The sequence below is a fragment of the Flavobacterium aquariorum genome (assembly GCF_003254745.1).
Classification (GTDB): Bacteria; Bacteroidota; Bacteroidia; order Flavobacteriales; family Flavobacteriaceae; genus Flavobacterium; species Flavobacterium aquariorum.
Window position 1 is genome coordinate 200,253 of the sequence record NZ_QKXH01000005.1, and the last position, 26,699, is coordinate 226,951.

Sequence of the window (26,699 nt, forward strand, 5' to 3'; positions counted from 1 at the left end):
CGAAAAGATTACCATTAAATATTCTCATAAATTTTGATATCACAAGCAACGATAGATACTGTTTTTGAAACCGCTCGAGTAGAGGAGGTTATTGGAGATTTTGTACAGTTAAAAAGAGCAGGAAGTAATTTCAAAGGGCTGAGTCCGTTTTCGGATGAGCGTTCTCCTTCTTTTATGGTTTCGCCAGCAAAAGGAATTTGGAAAGACTTTAGCTCAGGCAAAGGTGGGAACTCCGTTGCTTTCCTGATGGAGCACTCGCATTTCACGTATCCGGAAGCCATTCGGTATCTGGCAAAAAAATACAATATTGAGATTGAAGAGACGGAACAATCAGAAGAAGAGAAATTAAATACAGATGTTCGCGAAAGTATGTATTTGGTTTCTGAATTTGCTAAAACCTATTTTCACACAACACTTTTAAACTCTGAAGAGGGAAAGGCTATTGGACTTTCTTATTTTAAAGAGCGTGGTTTTACCAATGATACTATCAAGAAATTTGCTTTGGGATATTCGCCAGAAACTTGGGATGCTTTTACAAAGGAAGCGTTAGGAAAAGGATATAAAATGGAATTCTTGGAAAGTACAGGATTGACCATTGCCAGAGAAGATCGTCCTTTTGACCGATTCAAAAGCAGGGTAATGTTTCCTATTCAAAGTATGTCTGGAAGAGTACTTGGATTTGGAGGTCGAATTTTGACTAATGATAAAAAAGCTGCCAAATACTTAAACTCGCCAGAGAGTGAAATTTACCATAAAAGTAAAGTGCTTTACGGTATTTTTCAAGCCAAACAGTCTATAGCGAAACTAAATAATTGTTTTTTGGTTGAAGGTTATACCGATGTTATTCAGTTCAATCAAGCGGGTATTGAGAATGTGGTAGCTTCTTCGGGAACAGCTCTTACACCAGACCAAATACGATTAATTAATAGGTTAACCAAAAATATTACCGTTCTGTTTGATGGTGATGCTGCCGGGCTTCGTGCTTCTATTCGCGGAATCGATTTGATTCTTGAAGAAGGAATGAACGTAAAAGTTTGTGCGTTTCCAGATGGAGAAGATCCCGATAGTTTTGCCAAAAAAACACCTTATGAAGAATTAGTGGCATATTTAGATAATAATGCCAAAGATTTTATTCAGTTCAAGGCTTCTCTTTTGATGAATGATGCCAAAAATGATCCCGTTAAGAAAGCCGATTTGATACGGGATATGGTTAGCAGTATTTCGAAAATTCCGGATAGAATTCAGCGCGAAATTTACATTCAGGAATGTTCCAGAATAATGGATATTTCCGAGCAGGTCCTGACAAGTACTTTGGCGCAGTTAGTTCAAAAAGATGTTGCCGAAGTTGGTAAAAAAGCAAAACAAGAGCAAAAAGCTTTTGAAATTGTAAAAAATGAAAATCCAGTTCAAACAGCAAAAGTTGATGTATTGTATCGTTTGGAGCGCAAAATAATTGAGATTCTTTTGTTGTATGGGAATAAAACAGAAGAATTTGAAGATGTTTACCTCAGAACAAATGAATCGGGTGAAATCGAAAATGTAACGGAAAAGAAAGAATATAAAGTTTATCAAAGGATTTATCTGAGTTTGCAGGAAGATGAGGTGGAACTAGCCAATCCTTTATTCCGTGATATTTTCAATGACTTAATTCAATATTTTCTTCAAAATGAAAATCTAGAATTTGAAAAATATTTGATGCATTTAAATTCCGACTTTGCTCAAGAAGTGACCGATATATTGATGGAAGATGAGCGATTAGTGTTGCACAATTGGGAAGGGCAAAACATTATTCCTAAGACCAAAAATGAGACTATTAGTCAATATGTATCCGAAACTATTTTGACGATGCGCTGGTATTTGGTGGATAAAATAATAGAGGAATTAAAAAACTCTGTATCAAATGAACCAGGTTCAGATAATACAGAGTCTATGTCTATGGCGATGGACTACTATAAACTAATTAATTCCTTTTCGAAAAAACTAGGAAGAGTCATGTCGCGATACAGTTAAACGATTTCTAAAGTTTTAGCTTTATTTACTAAATCTACTAGATTCGTAACGTTTAATTTAGTTAACAATCGTAATTTGTAAGTACTGATTGTTTTTTCGTTAAGCGATAAAATCTCAGCGATTTCGTGGTTTTTCTTACCATCACTTAAATAACGCAATACTTCTACTTCACGATTGGAAAGTTTTCTGTACAAACGTTCGCTTTTGCTTTGTTTTGCAATCAAAGCAATGTTTTTCATGACTGCTTCATTCATGATGATTTTGCCTTGATTTACTTTGATGATCGATTGACCTAAAGTTTCCAGCTTTTCAGTTTTGTGAACAAATCCAGAAACTCCTGCTTTAATAGCATTTGGAGCGTAAATCTGTTCTGAAAGTCCACTGTAAAAAATAATTTTTGTTTTTGGAAAATTTTTCAAAATCGATTTGATTTCGAAAATACTTGATAGGCCTTCAAGTTCTAGGTCCAATACAAGCACATCTATTTCTTTGGTAAGAAGGATGTCTTTTACCATTGCAAAATTACCAACGTTGGCAACGATGGAAATGTCCGAATGGTCTTTGAAGTACGATTTTATTCCAAAATGTACTACAGGATAGTTATCTGCTAAACAAACTTTAATCATGGTATTTAGTTTTAGGATTGTTTTTGAAGATATAAAATTAAAAAAATATTTTCATATAAGTCTAATTTTTCGGACAAATTATTTTTTTTTAACAGTTTATTGTACAAACTGGTATAGGATTCATTTTATGTTGATTGTTTTGATTGAGTTTCTTGTAGATTTTTAAAACTTCTTTTTCACGTTCGGTAAAAACGTTTGTGGTTATTTCTGAGTCAGTTAGAAGCATTGCCCATTCCAATTCATCATAACTCGCTCCAATTTGATCTTCATCTGTTCGTTCATCCCCAAATAATCCATCGGTAGGAGCAGCCATTAAAATAGAATTTGGAATTTTGAGATATATACCTAGTTCATAGACTTCGGATTTCATTAAATCAGCAATCGGACTCAAATCTACTCCGCCATCACCGTATTTTGTAAAGAATCCAACACCAAAATCTTCTACTTTGTTTCCGGTCCCGGCGACCAATAAACCGTAAATACCCGCAAAATAATATAAAGTCGTCATTCTTAGTCGGGAACGGGTATTGGCAAGCGATAAATGAAGTTTGTGTTCATCACTTGTTTCTGGAACCTGCTTTTTGAAATCTTCAAAAACCGAAGTCAAGTCCGCTTCAATACTGCTTACATTTGAAAATTGTTTTTTTAATTGTTCAATATGTTCACGTCCACGAGTAACATGGCTATGGGCTTGATGAATTGGCATTTCAACACATAAAACTTTTAAACCTGTTTGGGCACAGAGTGCTGAGGTTACTGCCGAGTCTACTCCGCCGGATATTCCAATTACAAATCCGTTAACTTTTGACTTTTCAGCGTAGCTTTTTAGCCATTCTACAATATGAGTGTTTACTTTATCGATTTGGAGTATTCTTTTTTTAGTCATAATAGTTTAAGTTTTAAAAAGCAGGGATGTATATTTGCAAAAAATATGTGCATTGTTTTTCGGAATTCCTTTTGAAACAAATTTAAATAAAATTATACAATTAGATAGAGGATGTTTGGTTTAGGTTGAAATAGCCTATGAAGATTTGTGAATTATTCTTTAAACCAATCGAGAAACTGATAAATAAATAAAATAACATGAAATTATTTCTCTTAACGATAGTTTGCAGTTTGCTTTTGTTGTCTTGTGACCAAAAAAGCAAAGTTGAAAAAGCTATTGAAGAAACACCAGTAAATAAAATTAAGGTAGAACGTTTTGATAAGCAGTTCTTTGAAACTTCTCCAAACGATTTGGCAAAATTAAAAAAGCAATACCCTTATTTTTTCTCACCTGCTATTAATGATAGCGTTTGGATAAATAAAATGACAGCTCCAATTTGGAGAGAAGTATATACGGAAGTAGAAAAAAAATATGCCTCAATTGATAGGATACAAGATGAGATGGAAACTTTGGTTCAGCATATGAAATATTATTTTCCTAAGACAAAAACGCCTAAACTGATTACGCTGATTTCGGATATGGATTATACTAATAAAGCAATTTATGCAGATTCGTTGGTTATAATTTCATTGGAATTGTATTTAGGGAAGGATCACAAGTTTTATACTTTTCCGAAATATCTGAAACAAAATTTTGAAGAAAGACAAATGATGCCAGATGTAGTGAAGAGTTTTTCATTAGGAAAAATTGCTCCTCCAACGGATAAGAATTTGTTGTCCCAAATGATTTATTTTGGAAAGCAACTCTATTTAAAGGATCTTTTGCTTCCGGAATACAGCGATGCCGAAAAAATGGGATACACTCCAGAGCAAATTGTTTGGTGCCAAGAAAATGAAAGTTATATATGGCGCTATTTTATTGAAAGAGAAATGCTTTTTAGTGATGAACAAAAATTGACCTCTCGTTTTATTGATCCAGCTCCTTTTTCAAAATTTTATTTAGAAATAGATAATGATTCTCCAGGGCAAGTAGGTTCTTGGATAGGCTGGCAAATTGTTAGGTCTTTTATGACAAATAATGATGTTACGGTAGATCGGTTATTAAAAACGGATGCCAAAGAAATTTTCGAAAAATCAAAATACAAACCCAAGAAATAATGTCAAATAAAAATACCTCAGAAATTAAATTTTTAGTCGAATTGGATGAAAACCGCGTTCCAGAAAAATTGTTTTGGACTGCAAAAGATGGTGGAGTAGAGCTTTCAGAATCAAAAGCAATTATGCTTAATGTTTGGGATAGTAAAGCCAAGGAAAGCATGCGAATCGATTTGTGGACTAAAGAAATGCCTGTTGATGAAATGAAAATTTTCTTTCATCAAACTTTAGTGGCTATGGCGGATACTTTCAAAAGAGCTACAAATGATGAAAAGATGTCAGATACGATGTTGGACTTCTGTGATTATTTTGCAGAGAAACTAGAATTAAAAAAATAGTTCATTGTAGGCAAATCAGAAAAAATCCCAAAACTGAATTTTTAATTTCAGATTTGGGATTTATTTTTTCTATGTACAAAGGTTTTAAAACTCCGAATTATTTTTGAATACTTCTTGGTTTACTTCGTCTATGTAGTTTAACAATTCTTCTTTACCAGTTGATTCTGTCGCCGAAGTGACAAAGTATTTTGGCATTTCGGCCCAGTTATTGGCAAACATTTGTTTCTTGTAAGCGGCAATATGGGAATCGATCTTTACTTTACTAATTTTATCTGCCTTAGTGAAAATAATGCAGAATGGAATTTCACTTTCTCCCATATACGACATGAATTCAATGTCGATTGTCTGTGCTTCATGACGGATGTCAATTAAAACAAATGCACAAACCAACTGCTCTCTTGTCTCGAAATAATCGGTGATGAATTCTTGAAATATGGATTTTGTTTTTTTGGAAACTTTGGCATAACCATAACCGGGTAAATCAACAAGAAACCAATTGTTATTGATTAAAAAGTGATTGATTAGTTGTGTTTTTCCAGGTCTTCCAGATGTTTTGGCTAATTTTTTTTGATTGGTCAACATATTGATTAATGATGACTTACCAACATTGGAACGACCAATAAAAGCATATTCCGGCAAAAAATCCTTTGGACATTTGCTTACATCTGAGTTGCTTATTACGAATTCGGCGGTATTAATTTTCATTTTTTTGGGTGTAAAATTCTCCTTCTAAATTAGTGTTCCCTAAGATGTGTATGGGTAAGCCAGTCTTCTAGATGTTTGTTAAATTCTTCGGGTTGTTCCATCATAGCAGCATGACCACATTTGTCAATCCAGTATAAAGTGGAATTAGGTAATAGTCTATGGAATTCATTAGCTACATCTGGAGGGGTAACTTGGTCATTTTTCCCCCAAATAATACAGGTCTGTACATGCATTTTTGGTAAATCTTTGGCCATGTTATGGCGAATTGCACTTTTGGCAATGGTCAAGGTTTTGATCAATTTTACACGATCATTTACGGTTGCGTAAACTTCGTCAATAAGTTCGGGTGTGGCTATTTTTGGGTCGTAAAATACGTCTTCAGCTTTTTTCTTGATATATTCGTAGTCACCTCTTTTTGGGTAACTGTCACCCATAGCGCTTTCGTATAATCCTGAACTTCCGGTTATTACAAGTCCTGATACTTTTTCAGGAAACATTTTAGTATGGTATAATGCAATATGTCCTCCAAGTGAATTTCCTAAAAGAATGACTCTGTCTAATTTTTTGTAAGTAATGAAGTTTTTTACATAGACGGCAAAACTCTTCACGTTTGTTTTTAATATATTTTGAGTGTAAATAGGCAAATCGGGGATTATGATTTTGTATCCTTTATTAGAGAAATAACTAGCTACGGCATCAAAATTACTAAGTCCCCCCATTAAACCATGTAAGATGACAATCGGAATTCCTTCTCCTGCTTCGTAATATCCGTATTTGCCTTCTTTTTTATAGTGTTTTTCCATGTTTTAAATGACAATTTTCAATTTTTCACAAATATAGGGTTTATAAAATTAAAAAGAATTTTAGTGGTCATTTTTTAACCTTTTATTGTCTGTAAGGAAAAGAGAGGTTTTGGATTGATATTTTATTGGTTTTTTAACTAATGAGTAATGAAATTTTCAGGCTTTTAAGAATGTGTTTTAATTATCCAAAATGCAGACTTTTAAGCAAAACACAATCTTTCTTACAAATTATTGATGCGTTGGCTAACGCTCTGATTGTCTATAAACTAAGTGTTTTTGGCTAAAAGTGGTTAAACTTATTAACAAAGTGGTAGATTGTGGTAAATTGTGGTAATATTTTATATATTTTTGCTTAATGCAATTAATACAATTCACTTGGACACAATTATAGGGACATATGAGTGTAAAGTCGATGCAAAAGGAAGGGTTTTATTGCCTGCTCCCTTAAAAAAGCAATTGGCTTCCTCGCTTCAAAACGGTTTTGTTTTGAAGCGTTCTGTATTTCAGCCCTGTTTGGAATTGTATCCTATGGTCGAGTGGGATTTGATGATGAAAAAAATCAACAAACTTAATCGTTTCGTAAAAAAAAACAATGACTTTATTCGTCGTTTCACAGCTGGAGTCAAAGTGGTAGAAATTGATGCGTTAGGTAGGTTATTGGTTCCTAAAGACTTAGTGGTTTTTGCCAGTATTGATAAAGATGTGGTTTTTTCTTCTGCAGTTAATATTGTAGAGATTTGGGATAAGGATTTGTATGAAAAATCAATTGATGGTGCAGATGTTGATTTTGCAGATTTGGCAGAGGATGTAATGGGTAATTTAAATGACGACGAAAATGGAATATCATAATCCTGTATTGCTTCATGCTTCCGTAGATGGCTTGAATATAAAACCAGATGGAGTTTATGTGGATGTTACTTTTGGTGGAGGAGGTCACTCAAAAGAAATTTTGAGTAGGCTGGGACCAAATGGTAAATTGTTTGCTTTTGATCAAGACGAAGATGCTTTGGCGAATGCTATACCTGATGAAAGATTCACATTAATTAACGAAAATTTTAGATTTATTAAAAGGTTTTTGCGTTTTTATGGTATAAAAGAAGTGGATGGTATTTTAGGGGATTTGGGTGTTTCTTCGCATCAGTTTGATGTGCCTGAAAGAGGTTTTTCTACCCGTTTTGATGCTGATTTGGATATGAGAATGAGTCAGAAAAATGATTTGAATGCCTATCGGGTTGTCAATGAATATGATGAGGCAAATCTTAAACGTGTTTTTCTGGATTATGGTGAACTTAAAAATGCACCAGCTTTGGCAAGAACAATTGTAGAGGCGAGAGAGCATCGACTAATCAAAACAACAGACGAGCTAAAAGAGGTTTTGATGAAATATCTGCCCGAAAGAGTTCGAAATAAAATATTAGCTCAAATCTATCAGGCGATTCGCATTGAGGTGAATCAGGAAATGGATGTTTTAAAAGAATTTTTGGAACAATCACTTGAGATTTTGAAGCCTGGAGGAAGATTGAGTGTCATTTCGTATCATTCATTAGAAGATAGATTGGTGAAAAGATTTATAAAAAATGGAATGTTTGAAGGGGAGCCAGAACGTGATTTTTATGGAAATTTCTCAGTTCCTTTTAAAACCATTGGAAAATTAATTGTTCCTGATAATGAAGAAATCAAACTAAACAGTAGAGCCCGAAGTGCTAAATTGAGAATTGCAGAGAAAAAGGGGTAAGAAAGTTTAAATGTTTAAAATGGTTTAATCGGTTAAAAGTTTAAAGAAGACGTGAATTCTAGAGTCTGTAACTCATAATTCATAATTCATAATTCATAATTTACTAATGAAAGGTGGAATTTATAACATATTAAAAGCACAGTTTCTTATAGATGATAACGCAGTCAAAAATTGGCGCTTTATTGTCTTTGTGATTTTACTTGCTATAATAATGATTGCCAATACACAGCGTTACGAACAAAAAGTATTTAAGATTGTTGAATTGACCAATAAAGTAAAAGAATTGCGTTCTGAATTTGTAGATAGACGTTCTGAGTTGATGAAACTCAAAATGGAATCCACGGTTTCGGCTAAGATGGAAAAAAAACAAATTTTCCCATCCACTGTTCCTCCAGTTAAAATAGAAGTTGAAGAACCTAAAGAGAAAAATTTCTTAGAAAGAATATGGCAGTAGAAGATAAATACATATCCTATAGAACCTACTTGGTTGCCGTTTTCATCTTTTTGATGGCAATTGCTATTGCTGTTAAGTTAACTAATATCCAATGGGTTGATGGAGATCATTACAGGGAATTGGCTAAAGAAAGAACAGTCAGGAATTTTGTTATTCCTGCCAATAAAGGGAATATCTATTCAGCTGATGGAAGTCTTTTGGCAACTTCAATTCCAAATTATGCAATTCGTTTTGATGCTGTAGCACCAAAAACAGAAACTTTTGAGAAAAATGTAAAATTGTTATCGGATTCATTGGGAATGTTACTTAAAAAATCCAGCACTACAATTCAAAATGAACTGAGGAGAGCCAGAGCGCATAAAAACAGATATTTCTTAGTGGCCCAAGGTTTAAGTTTTACCGAGTATATGAAAATCAAAGGTTTCCCATTGTTTAATTTGGGAGCGTATAAAGGTGGAATTATAATCGAACAAAAAACAATTAGGGAACATCCAATTGGCCATATTGCTGAACGCACTATTGGTTATGAAAGAAAGATGGCTGAAGGATATTCAGACGGAAAAGGGATTGAGTGGGCATATAGTAAATACCTTAATGGGAAAGACGGTAAAATATTAAAGCAAAAAATAGCTAAAGGGCAATGGAAACCCATTCGTGATGTAAACGAAGTGGAACCTCAAGACGGATATGATGTTATATCAACAATAGATGTTTACATTCAGGATATTGCACATCATGCGCTACTTAAACAATTAGAAGAATACGAAGCAGATCACGGGTGTGTTGTAGTTATGGAAACAAAGACAGGTCATATTAAAGCGATTTCAAATCTAGGAAGAGCAACCGATGGCAGTTATTACGAAACAACTAATTATGCTTATGCCGAATCTCATGAGCCAGGATCGACTTTTAAATTGGTGGATTTGATGGCGATACTAGAAGATAAAGTGGCTGATACAAGTACTGTTTACGATAGTCACGGTGGCGTTGTTGTTTACTCAGGTCGAAAAGTAAGAGATTCACATGAAGGTGGTTATGGTAAAATATCGTTGGCTAGAGGATTTGAAGTTTCTTCAAATACGGTAATGGTTCAAGCCGTTTATAATAATTACAAAAACAATCCTACGAAGTTTGTGAACCATATTAATTTTTATGGTTTAAATAAGAAATTAGGATTGGCTTTTCAAGGTGAAGGAAAACCTTTCATTCCGCAACCAAGCGATAAAAATTGGTCTAATATTTCACTTCCATGGATGGCTTTCGGGTATGGAGTTTCGGTTACGCCATTGCAAACACTAACGTTTTATAATGCTGTAGCCAATAATGGAGTGATGGTGAAGCCACAATTGGTTTCTGAAATCAAGGCGTGGAATAAAACCATAAAAAAATACGATACCGAAGTAATGAACCCTAGAATTTGTTCTCCTGAAACGTTACAAAAAGTTAAGGCAGTTTTGGCCAATGTGGTAAAAAAAGGAACAGGATCCAAGTTGTATTCTAAAGATTTTTCTATGGCTGGTAAAACTGGGACTGCAGCTGTGAATTATGCTCAAAATGGGGGAATGGATAAGTATTATGCATCTTCATTTGTTGGCTATTTTCCTGCTGATAATCCTAAGTATTCTTGTATTGTGGTAGTTCATAAACCTAATACTTCTGGAAATAATTATTATGGAGCCGATGTTGCAGGGCCTGTTTTTAAGAGAATTGCCCAAAAAATATTTACTGATACGCCTTCTACTAATGTGATTAAGAAATTAGATAATCCTAATCCAAAACAAGAGAGCAGTTACAATACTTATTTTGTTAAAATGCAAAAAAAGCAAAATTCTGTTCCAAATGTAAAGGGAATGTCAGGAATGGATGCAGTTGCGTTATTGGAGAATTTGGGTTTAAAGGTTAAAGCTGTCGGAGTTGGGAAAGTGAAAAAACAATCCATTCAAGCAGGGCAGAGTATTGTAAAAAATTCGTCAATTCTATTGGAATTATCATGAGTATACTAAAAGATATATTATATAAAGTGGCGATAGAATCTGTAACGGGTTCTACAGATATTGCTATAAATCAATTGAATTTCGATTCCAGAAAAGTCGAAAAAAATGATGCTTTTATTGCAATTCGAGGAACTATTTCGGATGGACATGATTTTATTGAAAAAGCAATTGAGTTTGGAGCTTCGGTGGTTGTTTGTGATACTCTTCCAGCTAACTTAAGTAATGGTGTGACTTATGTATGCGTGAAAGATACTAATGCAGCTTTGGCTTTTATGGCTGCCAATTATTTTGGAAATCCATCCCAAAAACTAAGATTGGTTGGTATTACGGGAACAAATGGAAAAACAACTATTGCTTCATTGTTGTATCAAATGTTTAAGAAGGCTGGTTTCAAAGTAGGTTTGCTTTCGACTGTGAAGATTTTAGTTGATGATATAGAATATAAAGCAACTCATACAACTCCAGATTCGATAACTATAAATCATTTTTTGAAAGAAATGGTTGATGCTGGCGTTGAATATTGTTTTATGGAGGTAAGCTCGCATGGTATTCACCAAAAGCGTACTGAAGCTCTGTATTTTAGAGGAGGAATATTTACCAATTTATCACATGACCATTTAGATTATCATCCTACGTTTGCAGAATATAGAGATGTAAAGAAGTCTTTTTTCGACCACTTGCCAAGTGATGCTTTTGCCCTTACCAATATTGACGATAAAAATGGGCAAGTAATGCTTCAAAACACGTCAGCTAAAAAACTTACGTATGCTTTAAAAACATATGCCGATTATAAAGCACAAATCCTGGAAAATCAATTGTCCGGATTGCTTTTGAAAATAAATGGCAATGAAGTTTGGGTGAAATTAATTGGAACTTTTAATGCTTACAATCTGTTGGCAATTTATGGTACGGCTGTAGAATTAGGACTAGACAGTTTGGAAGTACTTCGATTAATGTCCGAATTGGAAAGTGTTTCTGGAAGATTCCAATATATTGTTTCCAATACGAATATAACGGCTATAGTAGATTATGCTCATACGCCAGATGCACTCGAAAATGTTTTGAATACCATTAATGATGTTCGAACCAATAATGAACAATTAATAACAGTTGTGGGTTGTGGAGGTAACAGAGATACTGCAAAACGTCCTGTTATGGCCAATATCGCCACAGAATTGAGTGATAAAGTAATTTTGACTTCTGATAATCCTAGAAACGAAGAGCCGGAAGCCATTATTCAAGAAATGGAAAAAGGGATTCAAGCTCAAAATTTCAAAAAAGTTTTGTCGATTACAGATAGATTGCAGGCGATTAAAACAGCTTGTCAATTGGCTCAGCCAAATGATATTATATTGATTGCTGGTAAAGGTCACGAAACCTATCAGGAAATCAAAGGGATACGTCATGATTTTGATGACATGAAAAATGTAAGAGAAATTTTAAACCAATTAGGTAAATAATGGTTTAATCGGTTATTTGTTTATTCGTTTAACCGAATAGTAAAATGCCAAACGATTACACAAATTAACGATTAACTAAATAAACAAAGAGATATGCTATACTACTTATTCCAATATTTAGACAAAGTAATGGATGTACCTGGTACAGGGGTTTTTCAATACATCACCTTTAGATCATCCTTAGCATTGATGTTATCATTGTTATTGTCTACCATTTATGGGAAACGCATAATTGGTTTTTTAAGTAGACAGCAAGTGGGAGAAACAGTTCGTGAATTAGGATTGGCTGGTCAAAATGAAAAAGCTGGTACACCAACAATGGGGGGTATAATTATCATATTTGCAACTTTAGTTCCTGTGATACTTTTTGCAAAATTGCATAACATTTATATTGTTTTGTTGATAGTTACCACTTTATGGATGGGAACCATTGGTTTTATTGATGATTATATAAAGATTTTTAAGAAAGATAAACAAGGGCTTAAAGGTATTTTTAAAGTGTTTGGTCAAGTTGGACTTGGAGTAATTGTAGGGTCCGTTTTATATTTCAGTCCTGCTGTTACCGTTAGAACGGATACAGGAAGGGTCGATATTTTTAAACAAACCACAGAAACCGTTGTTAAACCAGCCTCATTGGAGGAAAAATCAACTGCAACTACAATTCCTTTTTTTAAAAATAACGAATTTGATTATGCGGAGCTTTTAGCTTGGACAGGTGAAGGTTATGAGAAATGGGCTTGGCTGGTATTTATTCCAATCGTTATTTTTATTATTACTGCAGTTTCAAACGGAGCCAATTTAACTGATGGTATTGACGGTCTGGCTGCAGGAACTTCTGCGGTTTCAGTTTTTGCACTAGCGATTTTCACATTTGTTTCGGGGAATATTATTTTCTCAAACTATCTGAATATAATGTATATACCAAATTCAGGTGAGATGACCGTTTTTATTGCTTCGTTTCTCGGTGCTTTGATCGGTTTTCTTTGGTACAACTCTTATCCCGCTTCCGTTTTTATGGGAGATACAGGAAGTTTAACAATCGGTGGAATTATAGCGGTATTGGCAATTGCCGTTCGAAAAGAAATGCTAATTCCTCTATTGTGCGGGATCTTCCTGGTCGAAAACTTCTCTGTTGTTTTGCAGGTAAGTTATTTTAAATATACAAAAAAACGCTTTGGTGAAGGGCGAAGGATTTTTCTAATGTCGCCGCTGCATCATCACTATCAAAAGAAAGGGTACCACGAAAGTAAGATAGTGACGCGGTTTTGGGTAGTAGCTATCATGCTGGCCATTTTGTCAATTGTTACACTGAAACTGAGATAATATGAGGCTAGTGATTTTAGGGGGAGGAGAAAGCGGTGTTGGTACTGCTATTCTTGGTAAGAAAAAAGGTTATGATGTTTTTGTGTCCGATTTCGGAAAGATAAAAGACAGTTATAAAGAGGTGTTAATTATAAACGGCATCGCTTGGGAAGAAGGAAAGCATACTGAAGATTTAGTTTTGAATGCCGATTTGGTTATGAAAAGCCCTGGCATTCCAGATAAATCACCAATTGTGAAGCAATTAAAAAGTAAAGGTATCGCAGTAATATCCGAGATTGAATTTGCCGCTCCTTTTACAAAAGCTCTTACGGTCGGAATAACAGGTAGCAACGGGAAAACAACTACCACAATGCTTACTTATCATTTATTGAAAACGGCAGGACTGAATGTTGGATTAGCCGGAAATGTAGGTAAAAGTTTTGCATGGCAGGTCGCAGATAATAATTATGATTTTTATGTAATTGAGTTGAGCAGTTTTCAGTTGGATGGAATTGTGGATTACAGACCAGACATTGCTATAATAACGAATATTAGCCCTGATCATTTAGATAGATATGATTACAAATATCAAAATTACATAGAGTCTAAGTTTCGTATCACGATGAATCAAACAGAGGAAGATTTCCTCATTTACGATGCAAATGATGAAGCCATTTTAGAATGGTTGAGTAAAAATAAAGTTAAAGCCAAATTAATTCCTTTTTCGTTAACCGACGAATTTACTGAAGGAGCTTATATAAAAAACAACAAAATGGAAGTAAAGATCAACCACGAAGAGTTTACAATGGACACAGAATACATTGCATTAGAAGGAAAACATAATTTAAAGAATGCTATGGCAGCCACTTCTGTTGCAAAAATTTTGCAAATAAGAAAAGAAACGATTCGTGAAAGTTTGTCTAATTTTCAAGGTGTTGAACATCGTTTGGAAAAAGTATTGAAAATTCAAAACGTTCAATACATCAATGATTCAAAAGCAACCAATGTAAACTCAGTGTTTTTTGCTCTGGACAGTATGACTACACCTACTGTTTGGATTGTGGGAGGTGTTGACAAAGGAAATGATTATCATGAATTAATGTCTTTAGTTCGTGAAAAAGTAAAAGCAATTGTTTGTTTGGGAGTTGATAATAAAAAAATTATCGATGCCTTTGGAAATGTGGTTGATATAATGGTTGAAGTAACGAGTATGAATGAAGCAGTTCGTATGGCTCAGCGTTTATCTGAAAAAGGAGATACCGTTTTGTTGTCACCGGCTTGTGCCAGTTTTGATTTGTTTGAAAGCTATGAAGATAGAGGAAGACAATTCAAACAAGCGGTAAAGAATTTATAAAATAAGTTTAAAAGGGTAGGAGTTTAGAAAGTTTAGATAAAAGTAATTCTAAATTTATTTCAATAAACTCATAAGCCTTCTAAACTTTCTAAACTTAATAAGTAATGAAAGAACTAATTAACAAGCTAAAAGGAGATAAAGGCATTTGGTCATTCGTGGCCTTACTGGCACTATTTTCCTTTATGCCAGTTTTTAGTGCTAGTAGTAATTTGGCTTATTTAGGTCATGGTACTGGGAATACTTTAGGTTATTTGGTAAAACATTTTGCCCATATTTGTATTGGGTTTTTAATTATTTATTGGGTTCATAAGATTCCTTACCATTATTTTAGAGCCATTTCCAAAGCGGGATTACCTATAGTTTGGCTTTTATTGGCCTATACTTTGGTTAAAGGAACTGTTATTGCAGGTGCCAATGCGAGTCGATGGATTCAAATTCCTTTTATAGGATTGTCATTTCAAACTTCAACGTTGGCGGCAATTATGTTGTTTATTTTCGTCGCTCGATATTTGTCTAAAACTAGAGAGACACCTATTACTTTTAAGTCCTCTTTATGGGAGCTATGGACTCCGGTTTTTATAACCTTGATGTTTATTCTTCCAGCCAATTTCTCTACTACGGCTTTGATTTTTGCAATGGTAGTTATGCTTGCTTTTATTGGTAGATACCCTTTAAAATATATCTTTTTCATTATAGGTTCTGGTGTGGTTATTTTGATTTTGTTTTTTTTAATGTCGAAAGCTTTTCCTGAATCTAAATTTTTCAGTAGGGTAGGGACATGGCAAAGTCGTATTGAAAATTTTACAAGTAATAAAGCTGATGAGGATGATTATCAAATAGAGAAAGCTAAAATTGCTATTGCCTCGGGACAAATATATGGTTTGGGACCAGGGAAAAGTGTTCAGAAAAATTTCTTGCCGCAATCCTCTTCGGATTTTATTTATGCAATTATTGTTGAAGAATACGGACTTATAGGAGGTTTGGGAGTTTTAATATTGTATCTTCTTTTATTATTTCGATTTGTTGTTGCTTCCCATAAAGCCAATACACTCTTTGGAAAATTGGTGGTAATAGGTTTAGGGTTTCCAATGATTTTTCAAGCCATGATTAATATGGCGGTTGCCGTGGAATTATTGCCTGTTACAGGACAAACATTGCCTTTGATAAGTAGTGGAGGTAGTTCGATTTGGATGACTTGTTTTGGACTGGGAATTATTTTGAGCGTGACCAAGAAAGAAGAAGAAATTGCACAGGAAAAATTAGAAAAAGAAAAAAGAGAAGAAATACTTCAAAAACTTATAGATAGAGAATTGGAAGCAGATCTTGAGGAAGCAGATTTTAAAAATGTAAATGACAATTTTGACACAAGCGATTATTCTATTACGGATAATTCAACAAACCCAATGAATGCGGTGTTAAAATAATTGAGGTTATTAGATATTATAAAATAATACAGTTCGTTACAATTTAGTAGTAGAAGAAGCAACTTAGAAATTTTTTCAAAATGGCAAAACATAGATTTATCTTGAGTGGAGGTGGGACAGGAGGACATATTTATCCTGCAATTGCAATCGCAAATGAATTGGAGTCACGTTTTCCCGATGCTGAAATTTTGTTCGTTGGTGCCAAAGACAAAATGGAAATGCAAAAAGTGCCTCAAGCGGGTTACAAAATAAAAGGTCTTTGGATTGCTGGTCTACAAAGAAAACTAACAATTCAAAATGCAATGTTCCCATTTAAATTATTGAATAGTTTATGGGAATCCAGAAAAATTCTAAAAAAATTCCAGCCAGATGTTGTTATTGGGACAGGAGGATTTGCCAGCGGACCATTATTGAAAATGGCCAATAGCATGAATATCCCAACCGTCATCCAAGAGCAAAACTCTTATCCTGGAATTACCAACAAACTTTTGAGTAAAAAAGCGAATAGCATTTGTGTCGCGTATGATCATCTGGAGCGTTTTTTTCCAGAAGATAAAATAATTTTAACAGGGAATCCTGTTCGTCAAGATTTATTGGATATTCAGGATAAAAGAAAAGAAGCCATCGACTATTTCAATTTGGATTCCTCTAAGAAAACACTTTTGGTTCTCGGAGGAAGTCTTGGTGCCAGAAGAATCAATCAATTGATCGAAAAGGAATTGAGTACTATACTTTCTTTAAATGTGCAGGTGATATGGCAGTGTGGGAAATTTTATTTGGAGGATTATAAAAAATATAACAGGCACAATGTTCAGGTTGTAGCTTTTATCGAAAGAATGGATTTGGTTTATGCCGCTGCAGATGTGGTTATTTCGAGAGCCGGAGCTTCTTCTGTTTCAGAGTTGTGCATTGTTGGGAAACCAGTGATTTTTATCCCATCACCTAATGTTGCCGAGGATCACCAAACAAAAAATGCCGAAGCAATAGTGAAAAAGAAAGGAGCTATTTTGCTTAAAGAATCACAGTTGGATGAGGACTTTAGCTTAGTATTCGAATCATTGATAAAAGACCAGGGAAAGCAAGACCAATTAAGTGAAAATATTAAACTATTGGCTAAGCCACGAGCGACTGAGCAAATTGTTGACGCAATTGTTAAGTTGATTAAAAAATAAAGTTAATGAATCGATTAGTATGTCGGGTGTGAAGATGGAAATGGGCAATCTGGATAAATTAAAATAAAAAGCAAAATGGATTTAAATCAAATAAAAAACGTCTATTTCATAGGGATTGGAGGCATCGGAATGAGTGCTCTGGCTCGTTATTTCAAAACGATTGGAAAGCAAGTTTCGGGATATGATAAAACACCTTCTATTCTTACCAGTGAATTGATTGAAAATGGAATTGATATTCATTTTGAAGATAATATTAGTCTAATTCCAACCGATTATTATATTGAAAATACGCTGGTTATAATTACTCCGGCGGTACCGGTTAATCATTCGGAGTGGAATTATTTCTTGGAAAGAGAGTATCACGTAAAAAAGAGAGCCGAAGTTTTGGGTATTATTACCAAAGATACTTTTTGTTTTGCGGTGGCAGGAACTCATGGAAAGACTACAACCTCAAGTATTTTAGGGCATATTCTATATGAAAGTGGAGCTGATGTGACAGCCTTTATAGGTGGAATTGTAGAAAATTATGATTCTAATTTAATTGGAAGTGGTAAAACGGTAACTGTTGTTGAAGCGGATGAGTTTGATCGTTCCTTCTTGCACTTGCACCCAAATATTGCTTGTATTACCTCTATGGATGCCGATCATTTGGATATTTATGGTACAAGTGAAGCAATTGAAGAATCGTTTGTAGAATTTGCGAATAAAGTTGAAGATAAAAGCAAGCTTTTCATAACCAATGAATTGCCTATCGAAGGGGTGATTTGTGCGGTTAATGAGGAAGCAGTTTTTGAAGCTTTCAACGTAAGAATAGAAAAAAGTACTTATGTTTTCGATGTTAAAGCCCCAAGCGGAATGTTGAAAGATTTGCGTTTCGGATTGCCAGGCAAGCATAATTTAATGAATGCTTTAATGGCATTAGCGATGGCAATAACATACGGCACCCCAACCGATGTTATTGCCAGAGCTTTGGTTTCTTTTAAGGGAATCAGAAGACGTTTTTCGTATCAAATTAAAGAAGATAATTTAGTATATATTGATGATTATGCACATCACCCTACAGAAATAAATGCAGTGCATCAAGCAGTTCGGGAATTGTATCCGGGGCAAAAAGTGTTAGCTGTTTTTCAGCCTCATTTATTCAGCAGAACAAGAGACTTCGCAGATAATTTTGCTAAAAGTTTGTCTGCTTTTGATGAAGTCTTTTTGATGGAAATTTATCCAGCCCGTGAATTACCGATGGAAGGTATTAATTCACAATGGTTAATGGATAAAATGACAAATGAGCATAAAAAGATTGTTAGTAAGGAGGATTTGATTCCTTCAATTTTGGCTAATGATGCGAGTGTTATAGTAACAATTGGTGCAGGAGATTTGGGAGAAATGGTTCCTTCAATTAAAAAAGCATTATATGAAAGTCTTTAATTGGAATAATGTAAGGTTATTATTGATGTTTGTTTTGGTTATTTTTCTTTTTTCGTTTACATCCAAACGAAATTCCAAAAGAAAATTGATTAAATCAGAAGTTGTTTTTGTAGGCGAAAACTCTCTTTATTTAAAAAATGAAACGGTTAATAAATTGTTGATAGAAAATAATTCGGATGCTAAAACCATAAGAAAAGATAGGCTAGATTTGAATAGATTGGAGCAAGTATTAAATGCTCAAGAAATGATCGAGAAGGCAGATGTGTATGTGAGTATCGATGGTGTTCTAAAAGCAGTTGTGAAACAAAAGACGCCTATAGCTAGAGTCTTTAATGATGAGGGTTCCTTCTATATTGACAGTGAGGGTGATACCATGCCTTTGTCAGCGAATTTTACAGCTCGAGTTCCACTTGTTTCTGGGGAGATAAACAAGAAAAACAACAAAGATTTATTTAAATTATTTAAGATAATTTATGATGATGCGTTTTTGAGAAAAAACATCATTGGTATACAAATTATGCCTAATGGTAGCTTATTAATGCTCAATAGAAATTATAATTATCAAATTGATTTTGGTAGTTTGATAAATGTAGAACGTAAATTCCAAAACTATAAAGCTTTTTTTCAAAAAGTAAGTTTGGATGGTTCTTTGGATAAGTATAAAAAAATAGATCTCAGATTTACGGAACAAGTAGTTTGCACAAAATAATAGAAAATGGAAAAAGAGAACATTGCAGTAGGTCTAGATATTGGGACGACGAAAATTGTTGCCATGATAGGCAAAAAGAATGAATATGGTAAGCTTGAAATTTTAGGTGTAGGTAAATCTAAAAGTTTGGGTGTGGCAAGAGGAGTTGTGAATAATATTACGCAAACTATTCAATCTATTCAGCAAGCAATACTTGAGGCGGAAAATAACTCAGGGTATAAAATAAAAGATGTCGTAGTAGGTATAGCAGGTCAGCATATTAGAAGTATTCAGCATAGCGATTACATCAGCAGAAGCAATCCTGAGGAAGTTATTGGAGGGAGTGATATTGATTTATTGATTAATCAGGTTCATAAATTGGCCATGTTGCCGGGAGAAGAGATTATTCATGTATTGCCACAAGAATTTAAAATTGACGGTCAATCCGATGTTAAGGAACCGATCGGAATGTATGGAGGAAGGCTGGAAAGCAGTTTTCATGTGGTAGTAGGACAGGCTTCTTCTATAAGAAACGTTGGTAGATGTATTCAAAGTTCAGGTATCGAATTGTCAGGATTGACGTTGGAACCACTAGCTTCATCTGATGCGGTTTTGAGTCAGGAAGAAAAAGAAGCTGGAGTTGCCCTTATCGATATTGGTGGAGGAACAACAGACTTAGCTATTTTCAAAGACGGAATTATTCGTCATACCGCAGTAATTCCTTTTGGAGGAAATGTAATTACAGATGATATTAAAGAAGGTTGTTCTATTATTGAAAAACAAGCCGAATTGTTGAAGGTGAAATTTGGTTCTGCTTGGCCAGGCGAAAATAAGGACAATGAGATTGTTTCTATTCCGGGATTGAGAGGAAGAGAGCCAAAAGAGATTTCATTAAAGAATCTTTCGAAAATAATTAATGCCAGAGTTGTTGAAATCATTGAACAAGTTTTTACCGAAGTAAGAGCTTATGGACATGAAGATCCTCGTAAAAAATTGATTGCAGGAATCGTTCTTACAGGTGGTGGTGCACAATTGAAACATATCAAGCAATTGGTAGAATACATTACCGGAATGGATACTAGAATTGGTTATCCAAACGAGCATTTAGCCGGAAACTCAGATGAAGAAATTTCAAGTCCGCTATATGCAACAGCAGTTGGATTGGTGATGAACAGTATTGAAAACAAAACACAAAGTGCGGTGAAAATGCAAGCTGCCGTTACTCCTGAAAAAGTAACTTATTTTAGGGAGCCTATTGTGGAGGAGAAAGTAGAAATTAAAGAAGAGGCTTATGTACAGCCTGAAAGAGTACTTCAAGTGGAACCGATAAAGGAAGAATCTACAGAAAATAAAATTAGAAGGTCGTTTTTTGATAAATATGTGGACAAGATTAAAGATTTTTTGGACAACGCAGAATAATAATTAAGGAATAAAAAAGTTATCATACCTCCTTTTTGCCCCAAGCCTAGAGTAGTTAAAGATAAAGTTAATAAAAAATTTAAAACCCCATATGATGCCAAGCAACACAGAATTTGGAAGTATTTCATTTGATTTACCAAAAAATCAATCAAATGTAATCAAAGTAATTGGAGTAGGTGGTGGCGGTAGCAACGCTATAAACCACATGTTTAAACAAGGGATTAAAGGCGTTGATTTTATCGTCTGTAATACCGATTCTCAAGCATTGGACAATAGTGCCGTGCCTAATAAAATTCAGTTGGGTATGAATTTGACTGAGGGATTAGGCGCTGGAGCAAATCCAGATATTGGACACCAATCTGCTATAGAAAGCATCGCCGACATTGAAAAAATGTTGGATATCAATACCAAAATGGTATTCATCACTGCTGGAATGGGTGGTGGAACTGGAACAGGAGCTGCGCCAGTTATCGCTCAACTAGCCAAAGAAAGAGACATACTTACGGTAGGAATCGTGACTTTGCCATTCTTGTTTGAAGGTAAAGTACGTCAAGAACAGGCGCTTATAGGTATCGAAAAATTGCGCAAGCAAGTCGATTCTTTAATCGTTATCAATAATAATAAATTAAGAGAAGTATACGGAAATCTAGGTTTCAAAGCTGGATTTTCAAAAGCGGATGAAGTTTTGGCAACTGCCTCAAGAGGAATTGCCGAAGTAATAACGCATCACTATACTCAAAATATCGATTTACGAGATGCTAAAACAGTGTTGTATAACAGCGGAACAGCTATTATGGGATCTTCTGTTTCATCTGGCGAAAACAGAGCTAAGGAAGGGATTGTTGCTGCTTTAGATTCTCCACTTTTAAACGATAATAAAATCACAGGAGCCAAAAACGTATTGTTGCTTATCGTTTCTGGAACCAATGAAATTACTATTGATGAAATTGCCGAAATCAATGAGCATATTCAATATGAAGCAGGTTCTAATGCCAACATTATTATGGGGGTTGGGGAAGACGAAAGTCTTGGTGATGCAATTGCAGTAACCATTATCGCTACAGGTTTCAATGTGGAACAGCAAAACGAAATTGTAAATGTTGAGCCCAAAAAAATAATCCATACCCTAGGTGAAGAACAAAAAAGTGTTTTTGATTTAACAAAAAATACTGTTGCAGGTTTTAATTTAAACAGTGAAGGCCCGGTTTCAAATACAGGGGAAAGAATCGTTTTTGATTTAATCGAAGATGTTGCCCTGCCAAATCCTGTGATTGAGTCCCCAATAATTGCTTCAATCAATGAAGATGAATTAATCGGTATGACCGAATTTATCAAAAATTTGGATGTAACATTCGAAATTGTTTCTCCTATGAAAGAGATCGATTTTATTGTTACTAATCCTGTTGTTGAGCAAGTAAGGGAAGTAAGGTCAGAACCAATACGTTTTGAAGAAAAACAAGAGCAAACTGCTTTTTCATTTGATTTGCCATTAAGCAAACCAGAACCTGTTCAGGCAAAAGTTGAGTCAAATAGTTTTTTGTTTGAATTGACAAATGAAACAAGAGATATTAAAGTAGTAGAACCTGTCCAGTTTGTTCCTGTAACCGAATTGTCTGATAACGGTATTATAAAATACTCGCTTGAAGAATACATGGAAACAGAGAATGACTTGGTAGAAAGCAAGCCTGCTGCCAAAATTGAGGAAGTAATACCGGCAGAATTAAACATTACTATGAAACAAGTTTCTGAGCCAATAGCTGAGACACCTGTTCTGGGAAACAATTCTCCCGTTGAGATGACGATCGAAGAAACACTAAGATTCAGAGCGGAAGAAAGAAGAAAAAAACTTAAAGACTTCAATTATAAGTTCCATGATAATGTGTCAAGAGTGGATGAACTAGAAAGAGAACCAGCCTACAAAAGATTTGGTATTGATCTAAACAGTTCGCAAACTAATAATTCTACTTCAAGAATATCAGTTGGAACTGATAGTAATAATGACTTGCAGTTGCGTTCCAACAACTCCTATTTACATGACAATGTAGATTAACTAACTCAAACCATTTTGATTTAGCCCGAAAATTTCATTCAATTTTCGGGTTATTTTTTTGAGTATAAAGCATAAAACAAGAAGTTGTTAATGCGAGTTAAATTTTCTAAATTTGTCGGGCCTTATCCAGCTGTACATTACTAGCTTTTTGTCGTTACTATTTTTTTCTAAGAACAAGAAAGAGCTTCTTTCAGTCGCTTTTCTGGTTCAAGAAAAAATATAGTTTCTCTCAAAAAGGCTTTTCATTTCCATCTGGGGCAGTTTTTAAAGTATTCAGTTTGCAGACTTCAATTTGCAGTTTGAATCTTAAATCTAAATTCAACAATCTAAAATCTAAAACATACTATGAGTTTATCAATTCAGATCATGGACGAAATCAAAACCGCCATGAGAGCCAAAGATACTGTAGCATTAGAAGCTTTAAGAGCTATAAAATCAGAGCTTTTATTGGCACAGACTGCATCTGGTTCAAAAGAAGAAATATCAGCCGATGACGAGATTAAATTGCTTCAAAGATTAGTTAAAACCCGTAAGGAAAGTGCCAGGATATTTACAGAGCAAAACCGTATGGACTTGGCAGAACCAGAATTGGCGCAAATCGCAGTAATCGAAAAATTCTTGCCAGCTCAATTAAGCGAAGCAGAAGTGGAAGCTGTCGTTGCAAAAATTATTGCAGAAACAGGCGCATCTGGAATTGCTTCGATGGGTAAAGTAATGGGATTGGCAGCTGCTCAATTGGGAGGAACTGCCGAAGGAAAAACTATTTCTACTATCGTAAAGAAATTATTGACTTAAAAAAAATGGGCGGTTGATTAACGTTTTTAAAATCTTAAATCTAAATTCGTTAATCAATAATCTAAAATCAACTGACCGCGTAGTTCAACTGGATAGAATATCAGATTTCGGCTCTGAGGGTTGGGGGTTCGAACCCCTCCGCGGTCACATAAAAAAGCAAAAGCGTAAATAAATTTTATGATTTTGCTTTTTTTATTTATATTTAAACCTAACCAAAGCTGCCAAATCTTTTTATGGATTACATTGTACTAGTAGTTTTTACTTTTAGTCTTACTTTTTTTGTAGTAGTGGCTCTTCTGGTAGCTTTTTTTTGGTTTGTGGAATACTATTTTGGTTTGGTATTCGGAAGACCTCTTTTTGTTCATTTTTGTCCTTTTCCAAAGAAAATCAGCCCTAATGCACTTCATTTTTTAAATAATCAATTCCCGTTTTATGTTCGTTTGTCGGACAAAAAGAAAGTGTATTTTGAGCATAGAATAGCTTGTTTTTTGGATAGATACAAATTTGTCAGTCGTGAAAATTTTGTAATTACCGAAGATATAAAAGTTCATGTTGCCGCTACATTTACTATGTTGTCTTTTGGTATGCGAGAATATCTTTGCGATGTTTTTGATACAATAATCATTTATCCGTCAATCTACTTTTCTAGGATTTCGAAGGAATATCATAAGGGAGAATTTAATCCGAACACAAAAACAGTTGTTTTCTCTTGGGAAGATTTTCAATAGGGATTTGATATCTCTTCGGATAATTTAAATCTGGGAATCCATGAATTTGCCCATGTTTTGCATTATCAGGGATCACAAAGTAGTGACAGCAGCGGTGTATTGTTTTCGAGAATGTATGCCGTTATTAATGAAGAAGTGAGTGAGACTGCCTTCAGGGAGCAATTAATGCAATCCAATTATTTCAGAGTTTATGCATTTACCAACCAGTTTGAATTTCTGGCTGTGATTTTAGAAAACTATTTTGAAACGCCTTTAGAGTTTAAAACGCGTTTTCCAGATTTGTATCAGAAAGTAGGTTTGATGTTGAATCAAAAGGCTTAACTGTTTTTAGTTTTTCAAAGAAGAGTTTGTAATTTACTTATAAGATAGTGGTCCCACAAAAAAATAACCTCTAAAATCAAAAGGTCTATTAGTGCTTTTAACAGTAGCTTCAATGATGATGTCGACTCTTTTTTTTGCGCGATTGACATCTTTTACCAAGAATTTTGTTTCGGACAGCTCAATCTTTATATCAATTACTTTAATTCTTTCTTCGTGTTGGTTCAACGATTGTTTCATCGTTTTTGAAATGATTTCTTTCAAAGTGTTTTCGTTCATCAGAAGATCAAAATCGATTTCCCAAATTTTAGAACCATAAGTTTCATCAAATTTACATTCGCCAAAAGTAGTGGTAGCCAAGAGTATAATTTGTTGGGCAATAGAATGTTCTAAAGACGTTTTTTCGAGTTCCTTTTTTTGGACAATGCTTCCAAAATCAATAGGTAATTTATAAAATGCTCCTTTCATATACTATAGATAAATGAGTTTGTCTGTTTTTCCTTTTAAGTCGGTTTGTATGGCTTTGGAGACTTTTTTTCTCTTTACGATATGCAATTTTACTTTTGGTGTAAGCTTCAAAAATTTCTCTCGGTAGAGTAGGTCTCCAATCAGTTTTTTGCCACTGTTTTCATCAACAATGATAAAGTAACTAATTCCTTTTTGTATTTGAAGCGTATTAATGTCACCTGCAAAAAGTTGAATAGTTTGGTTGTCTTTCTCAAAAGTATAAGTGAGCTCTTCTGAATTGAGTTTTCTGTATTTTGAAATATCAAAAGTTTCTATTTCTTCCTTTAGAGGCTCGAACGGAATGTTTTCGAATAAGAAATTCTTAGGCGCTAAAAATTTTAAACCTAGAAAACTCCAAATGCTTTTTTTAGTGGTTTGTTCTTTGAAAAAGAAAGTATCTCTAGTCACTTTATAGATTGCTTTTTCATTGGTTTTATCATCAGTGAGAATCATTTGGTAAGTAGGGATCTCAATTTCTGAAGGAGTATCCGAACCCGATAAATGAGTTCTTAGATTAATCGTTCCTACTTCTTGCTCAGAGATAGTAATGCTAATCGTATGCTTTGTTAATGCAGTATCTGTTCGAACAATCACTTTTCCTTCTCCAGATCCGGCATAAAATACAGATCCGTCATTGTCTGTCAGCCCTAATGAAAGGTTCAATTGAGGAATTGGCATATCTTTATGTGTTTAATTTTGATAGGGTTTGTGGTGTTATAAAGGACAATAAAATGGATTAATCATTTTTGACTTTATAATATTTAAAACAGGTTAAATACTCTCTTAATAGTTTGTTGTCAGCATCTGTAGGACTAAATTCATAATCTTTATTTAGAGTAAAAAGTCGAATCTTATTAATCATGTGACTTCTTATGATCTTAATTTCTCTGACGCTCAATTCTAAGACAACATTTCCTTCGCAATTTACTTTGAGCTTATTTTTTAAGCTTAAGATTTCGCCGTTTTCAAAATAAAGTTCCAAAGGTTGTTCTTGTTTGACACAGGTATTATCCGTGAATATTTTGAAATACAAAAAAATATTCCCTTTTCTTTTTCCAAGCTGCAGTGTTGCATATTCATAACTCTCATTATAAACTCTTAAAAAAATAGGAGGGACACTCGCAAAATGTTTACCGTCGAGTAACAACTCATTTTGGGTTATAGGACAATTGATACCGTCTAAGGGGTGACTCTTTTTCTTTTTTTGAGCAGATACCCCAGAAAAAGTAATCATTGCAATTAAAAGTAAAATTTTATGGGACAGTTTCATTGGTTTTTGATTATAGCATTTGATTTTCTATGAAATGGGTTTTAAAAAAAGGAAACACAATAATTGTGTTCCCTTTTTTGTG

The 26,699-nt window shown here is 34.3% G+C and carries 24 protein-coding genes, 1 tRNA gene and 1 pseudogene; 19 read left to right on the forward strand and 7 right to left on the reverse strand.

All coding sequences use genetic code 11. From position 1 onward, the window contains the following. Window positions 1–33 precede the first annotated feature (33 nt). Window positions 34–2,010: a DNA primase gene (gene dnaG / locus DOS84_RS09575; protein WP_111409900.1), complete on the forward strand. Its 1,977-nt coding sequence runs from the start codon at window positions 34–36 to the stop codon at window positions 2,008–2,010. Here dnaG and DOS84_RS09580 read toward each other — a convergent pair. Beyond that, complete coding sequence (locus DOS84_RS09580; RefSeq protein WP_111409901.1) at window positions 2,007–2,636, reverse strand: response regulator transcription factor; 630 nt, start codon at window positions 2,634–2,636, stop codon at window positions 2,007–2,009. The two genes, dnaG and DOS84_RS09580, sit on opposite strands and share 4 nt — an antisense overlap. An 88-nt stretch (window positions 2,637–2,724) precedes the next feature. Then, on the reverse strand, window positions 2,725–3,522 hold the full coding sequence (gene nadE, locus DOS84_RS09585; protein WP_111409902.1) for an NAD(+) synthase: 798 nt from the start codon (window positions 3,520–3,522) through the stop codon (window positions 2,725–2,727). 197 nt (window positions 3,523–3,719) lie between these two features. Between nadE and gldB the strand changes: the two genes are divergently transcribed. Both gldB and gldC read left to right on the forward strand, forming a co-directional pair. Then, a complete protein-coding gene (gldB, locus tag DOS84_RS09590; protein ID WP_111409903.1) occupies window positions 3,720–4,679 on the forward strand; it encodes a gliding motility lipoprotein GldB in 960 nt (319 codons plus the stop codon). Next, the gene (gene gldC, locus DOS84_RS09595) at window positions 4,679–5,014 is read left to right on the forward strand and encodes a gliding motility protein GldC (RefSeq protein ID WP_111409904.1); all 336 of its coding nucleotides are present in this window, start codon (window positions 4,679–4,681) and stop codon (window positions 5,012–5,014) included. The genes gldB and gldC overlap by 1 nt, the downstream gene beginning before the upstream one ends. Before the next feature lie 84 nt (window positions 5,015–5,098). On the opposite strand, the gene yihA is transcribed toward gldC, so the two are convergent. After that, a complete protein-coding gene (gene yihA / locus DOS84_RS09600; RefSeq protein ID WP_111409905.1) occupies window positions 5,099–5,719 on the reverse strand; it encodes a ribosome biogenesis GTP-binding protein YihA/YsxC in 621 nt (206 codons plus the stop codon). A gap of 29 nt (window positions 5,720–5,748) precedes the next feature. Then, entirely contained in the window at window positions 5,749–6,522 is a 774-nt protein-coding gene (locus DOS84_RS09605) for an alpha/beta fold hydrolase (protein WP_111409906.1), read from the reverse strand. Between the two features lie 375 nt (window positions 6,523–6,897). Here DOS84_RS09605 and DOS84_RS09610 point away from each other — a divergent pair, with 375 nt between their 5' ends. The 16 genes and pseudogenes from DOS84_RS09610 to DOS84_RS19305 all read left to right on the forward strand — a co-directional run bounded on the left by DOS84_RS09610 (window position 6,898) and on the right by DOS84_RS19305 (window position 24,843). Then, window positions 6,898–7,371 (forward strand): division/cell wall cluster transcriptional repressor MraZ, encoded by a 474-nt coding sequence (locus DOS84_RS09610; protein ID WP_111409907.1) that lies wholly within the window; start codon window positions 6,898–6,900, stop codon window positions 7,369–7,371. Then, complete coding sequence (gene rsmH, locus DOS84_RS09615; protein ID WP_207802039.1) at window positions 7,346–8,257, forward strand: 16S rRNA (cytosine(1402)-N(4))-methyltransferase RsmH; 912 nt, start codon at window positions 7,346–7,348, stop codon at window positions 8,255–8,257. Before DOS84_RS09610 ends, rsmH begins: the two co-directional genes overlap by 26 nt. A gap of 106 nt (window positions 8,258–8,363) precedes the next feature. Beyond that, complete coding sequence (locus tag DOS84_RS09620) at window positions 8,364–8,711, forward strand: FtsL-like putative cell division protein (RefSeq protein ID WP_111409908.1); 348 nt, start codon at window positions 8,364–8,366, stop codon at window positions 8,709–8,711. Beyond that, complete coding sequence (locus tag DOS84_RS09625; RefSeq protein WP_111409909.1) at window positions 8,702–10,705, forward strand: penicillin-binding protein; 2,004 nt, start codon at window positions 8,702–8,704, stop codon at window positions 10,703–10,705. The genes DOS84_RS09620 and DOS84_RS09625 overlap by 10 nt, the downstream gene beginning before the upstream one ends. Then, on the forward strand, window positions 10,702–12,165 hold the full coding sequence (locus DOS84_RS09630) for a UDP-N-acetylmuramoyl-L-alanyl-D-glutamate--2,6-diaminopimelate ligase (RefSeq protein ID WP_111409910.1): 1,464 nt from the start codon (window positions 10,702–10,704) through the stop codon (window positions 12,163–12,165). The genes DOS84_RS09625 and DOS84_RS09630 overlap by 4 nt, the downstream gene beginning before the upstream one ends. Window positions 12,166–12,258: 93 nt before the next feature. Next, the gene (mraY, locus tag DOS84_RS09635) at window positions 12,259–13,488 is read left to right on the forward strand and encodes a phospho-N-acetylmuramoyl-pentapeptide-transferase (protein ID WP_111409911.1); all 1,230 of its coding nucleotides are present in this window, start codon (window positions 12,259–12,261) and stop codon (window positions 13,486–13,488) included. A gap of 1 nt (window position 13,489) precedes the next feature. Further along, window positions 13,490–14,821, forward strand: coding sequence for a UDP-N-acetylmuramoyl-L-alanine--D-glutamate ligase (gene murD, locus DOS84_RS09640; RefSeq protein WP_111409912.1), 1,332 nt, complete (start codon window positions 13,490–13,492; stop codon window positions 14,819–14,821). Window positions 14,822–14,925: 104 nt separating this feature from the next. Next, the gene (locus tag DOS84_RS09645; RefSeq protein WP_111409913.1) at window positions 14,926–16,245 is read left to right on the forward strand and encodes an FtsW/RodA/SpoVE family cell cycle protein; all 1,320 of its coding nucleotides are present in this window, start codon (window positions 14,926–14,928) and stop codon (window positions 16,243–16,245) included. Window positions 16,246–16,325: 80 nt separating this feature from the next. Beyond that, a complete protein-coding gene (murG, locus tag DOS84_RS09650) occupies window positions 16,326–17,417 on the forward strand; it encodes an undecaprenyldiphospho-muramoylpentapeptide beta-N-acetylglucosaminyltransferase (protein WP_111409914.1) in 1,092 nt (363 codons plus the stop codon). 75 nt (window positions 17,418–17,492) lie between these two features. Beyond that, on the forward strand, window positions 17,493–18,842 hold the full coding sequence (gene murC / locus DOS84_RS09655) for a UDP-N-acetylmuramate--L-alanine ligase (protein ID WP_111409915.1): 1,350 nt from the start codon (window positions 17,493–17,495) through the stop codon (window positions 18,840–18,842). Then, window positions 18,829–19,551, forward strand: coding sequence for a cell division protein FtsQ/DivIB (locus DOS84_RS09660; protein WP_111409916.1), 723 nt, complete (start codon window positions 18,829–18,831; stop codon window positions 19,549–19,551). Before murC ends, DOS84_RS09660 begins: the two co-directional genes overlap by 14 nt. Window positions 19,552–19,557: 6 nt before the next feature. Then, entirely contained in the window at window positions 19,558–20,949 is a 1,392-nt protein-coding gene (ftsA, locus tag DOS84_RS09665) for a cell division protein FtsA (protein WP_111409917.1), read from the forward strand. A 94-nt stretch (window positions 20,950–21,043) separates the two neighbouring features. Next, entirely contained in the window at window positions 21,044–22,999 is a 1,956-nt protein-coding gene (ftsZ, locus tag DOS84_RS09670; RefSeq protein WP_111409918.1) for a cell division protein FtsZ, read from the forward strand. A 345-nt stretch (window positions 23,000–23,344) separates the two neighbouring features. After that, complete coding sequence (locus tag DOS84_RS09675; RefSeq protein WP_111409919.1) at window positions 23,345–23,794, forward strand: GatB/YqeY domain-containing protein; 450 nt, start codon at window positions 23,345–23,347, stop codon at window positions 23,792–23,794. 73 nt (window positions 23,795–23,867) lie between these two features. Next, window positions 23,868–23,941: transfer RNA gene (locus tag DOS84_RS09680), tRNA-Arg, on the forward strand. Between the two features lie 86 nt (window positions 23,942–24,027). Next, window positions 24,028–24,843: pseudogene (locus DOS84_RS19305) on the forward strand (zinc-dependent peptidase). Window positions 24,844–24,876: 33 nt separating this feature from the next. Here the strand turns inward: DOS84_RS19305 and DOS84_RS09695 are convergent. Genes DOS84_RS09695 through DOS84_RS09705 form a run of 3 tightly spaced genes read right to left on the reverse strand, consistent with a single transcriptional unit; the run spans window position 24,877 to window position 26,617 of the window. After that, window positions 24,877–25,308 (reverse strand): GPW/gp25 family protein, encoded by a 432-nt coding sequence (locus DOS84_RS09695; protein ID WP_111409922.1) that lies wholly within the window; start codon window positions 25,306–25,308, stop codon window positions 24,877–24,879. A 3-nt stretch (window positions 25,309–25,311) separates the two neighbouring features. Beyond that, entirely contained in the window at window positions 25,312–26,025 is a 714-nt protein-coding gene (locus DOS84_RS09700) for a hypothetical protein (RefSeq protein ID WP_111409923.1), read from the reverse strand. 58 nt (window positions 26,026–26,083) lie between these two features. After that, window positions 26,084–26,617 carry a hypothetical protein gene (locus tag DOS84_RS09705; RefSeq protein ID WP_111409924.1) on the reverse strand — a complete coding sequence of 178 codons (534 nt, stop codon included), beginning with the start codon at window positions 26,615–26,617 and terminating at the stop codon, window positions 26,084–26,086. Window positions 26,618–26,699 lie beyond the last annotated feature (82 nt).

Bases quoted from the DNA above. Each gene is read 5' to 3' on its own strand.
- DOS84_RS09580 (WP_111409901.1), bottom strand. From the start codon at position 2,636: ATGATTAAAGTTTGTTTAGCAGATAACTATCCTGTAGTACATTTTGGA.
- nadE (WP_111409902.1), bottom strand. From the start codon at position 3,522: ATGACTAAAAAAAGAATACTCCAAATCGATAAAGTAAACACTCATATT.
- gldB (WP_111409903.1), top strand. From the start codon at position 3,720: ATGAAATTATTTCTCTTAACGATAGTTTGCAGTTTGCTTTTGTTGTCT.
- gldC (WP_111409904.1), top strand. From the start codon at position 4,679: ATGTCAAATAAAAATACCTCAGAAATTAAATTTTTAGTCGAATTGGAT.
- yihA (WP_111409905.1), bottom strand. From the start codon at position 5,719: ATGAAAATTAATACCGCCGAATTCGTAATAAGCAACTCAGATGTAAGC.
- DOS84_RS09605 (WP_111409906.1), bottom strand. From the start codon at position 6,522: ATGGAAAAACACTATAAAAAAGAAGGCAAATACGGATATTACGAAGCA.
- rsmH (WP_207802039.1), top strand. From the start codon at position 7,346: ATGACGACGAAAATGGAATATCATAATCCTGTATTGCTTCATGCTTCC.
- DOS84_RS09620 (WP_111409908.1), top strand. From the start codon at position 8,364: ATGAAAGGTGGAATTTATAACATATTAAAAGCACAGTTTCTTATAGAT.
- DOS84_RS09625 (WP_111409909.1), top strand. From the start codon at position 8,702: ATGGCAGTAGAAGATAAATACATATCCTATAGAACCTACTTGGTTGCC.
- DOS84_RS09630 (WP_111409910.1), top strand. From the start codon at position 10,702: ATGAGTATACTAAAAGATATATTATATAAAGTGGCGATAGAATCTGTA.
- mraY (WP_111409911.1), top strand. From the start codon at position 12,259: ATGCTATACTACTTATTCCAATATTTAGACAAAGTAATGGATGTACCT.
- murD (WP_111409912.1), top strand. From the start codon at position 13,490: ATGAGGCTAGTGATTTTAGGGGGAGGAGAAAGCGGTGTTGGTACTGCT.
- DOS84_RS09645 (WP_111409913.1), top strand. From the start codon at position 14,926: ATGAAAGAACTAATTAACAAGCTAAAAGGAGATAAAGGCATTTGGTCA.
- murG (WP_111409914.1), top strand. From the start codon at position 16,326: ATGGCAAAACATAGATTTATCTTGAGTGGAGGTGGGACAGGAGGACAT.
- murC (WP_111409915.1), top strand. From the start codon at position 17,493: ATGGATTTAAATCAAATAAAAAACGTCTATTTCATAGGGATTGGAGGC.
- DOS84_RS09660 (WP_111409916.1), top strand. From the start codon at position 18,829: ATGAAAGTCTTTAATTGGAATAATGTAAGGTTATTATTGATGTTTGTT.
- ftsA (WP_111409917.1), top strand. From the start codon at position 19,558: ATGGAAAAAGAGAACATTGCAGTAGGTCTAGATATTGGGACGACGAAA.
- ftsZ (WP_111409918.1), top strand. From the start codon at position 21,044: ATGCCAAGCAACACAGAATTTGGAAGTATTTCATTTGATTTACCAAAA.
- DOS84_RS09675 (WP_111409919.1), top strand. From the start codon at position 23,345: ATGAGTTTATCAATTCAGATCATGGACGAAATCAAAACCGCCATGAGA.
- DOS84_RS09695 (WP_111409922.1), bottom strand. From the start codon at position 25,308: ATGAAAGGAGCATTTTATAAATTACCTATTGATTTTGGAAGCATTGTC.
- DOS84_RS09700 (WP_111409923.1), bottom strand. From the start codon at position 26,025: ATGCCAATTCCTCAATTGAACCTTTCATTAGGGCTGACAGACAATGAC.
- DOS84_RS09705 (WP_111409924.1), bottom strand. From the start codon at position 26,617: ATGAAACTGTCCCATAAAATTTTACTTTTAATTGCAATGATTACTTTT.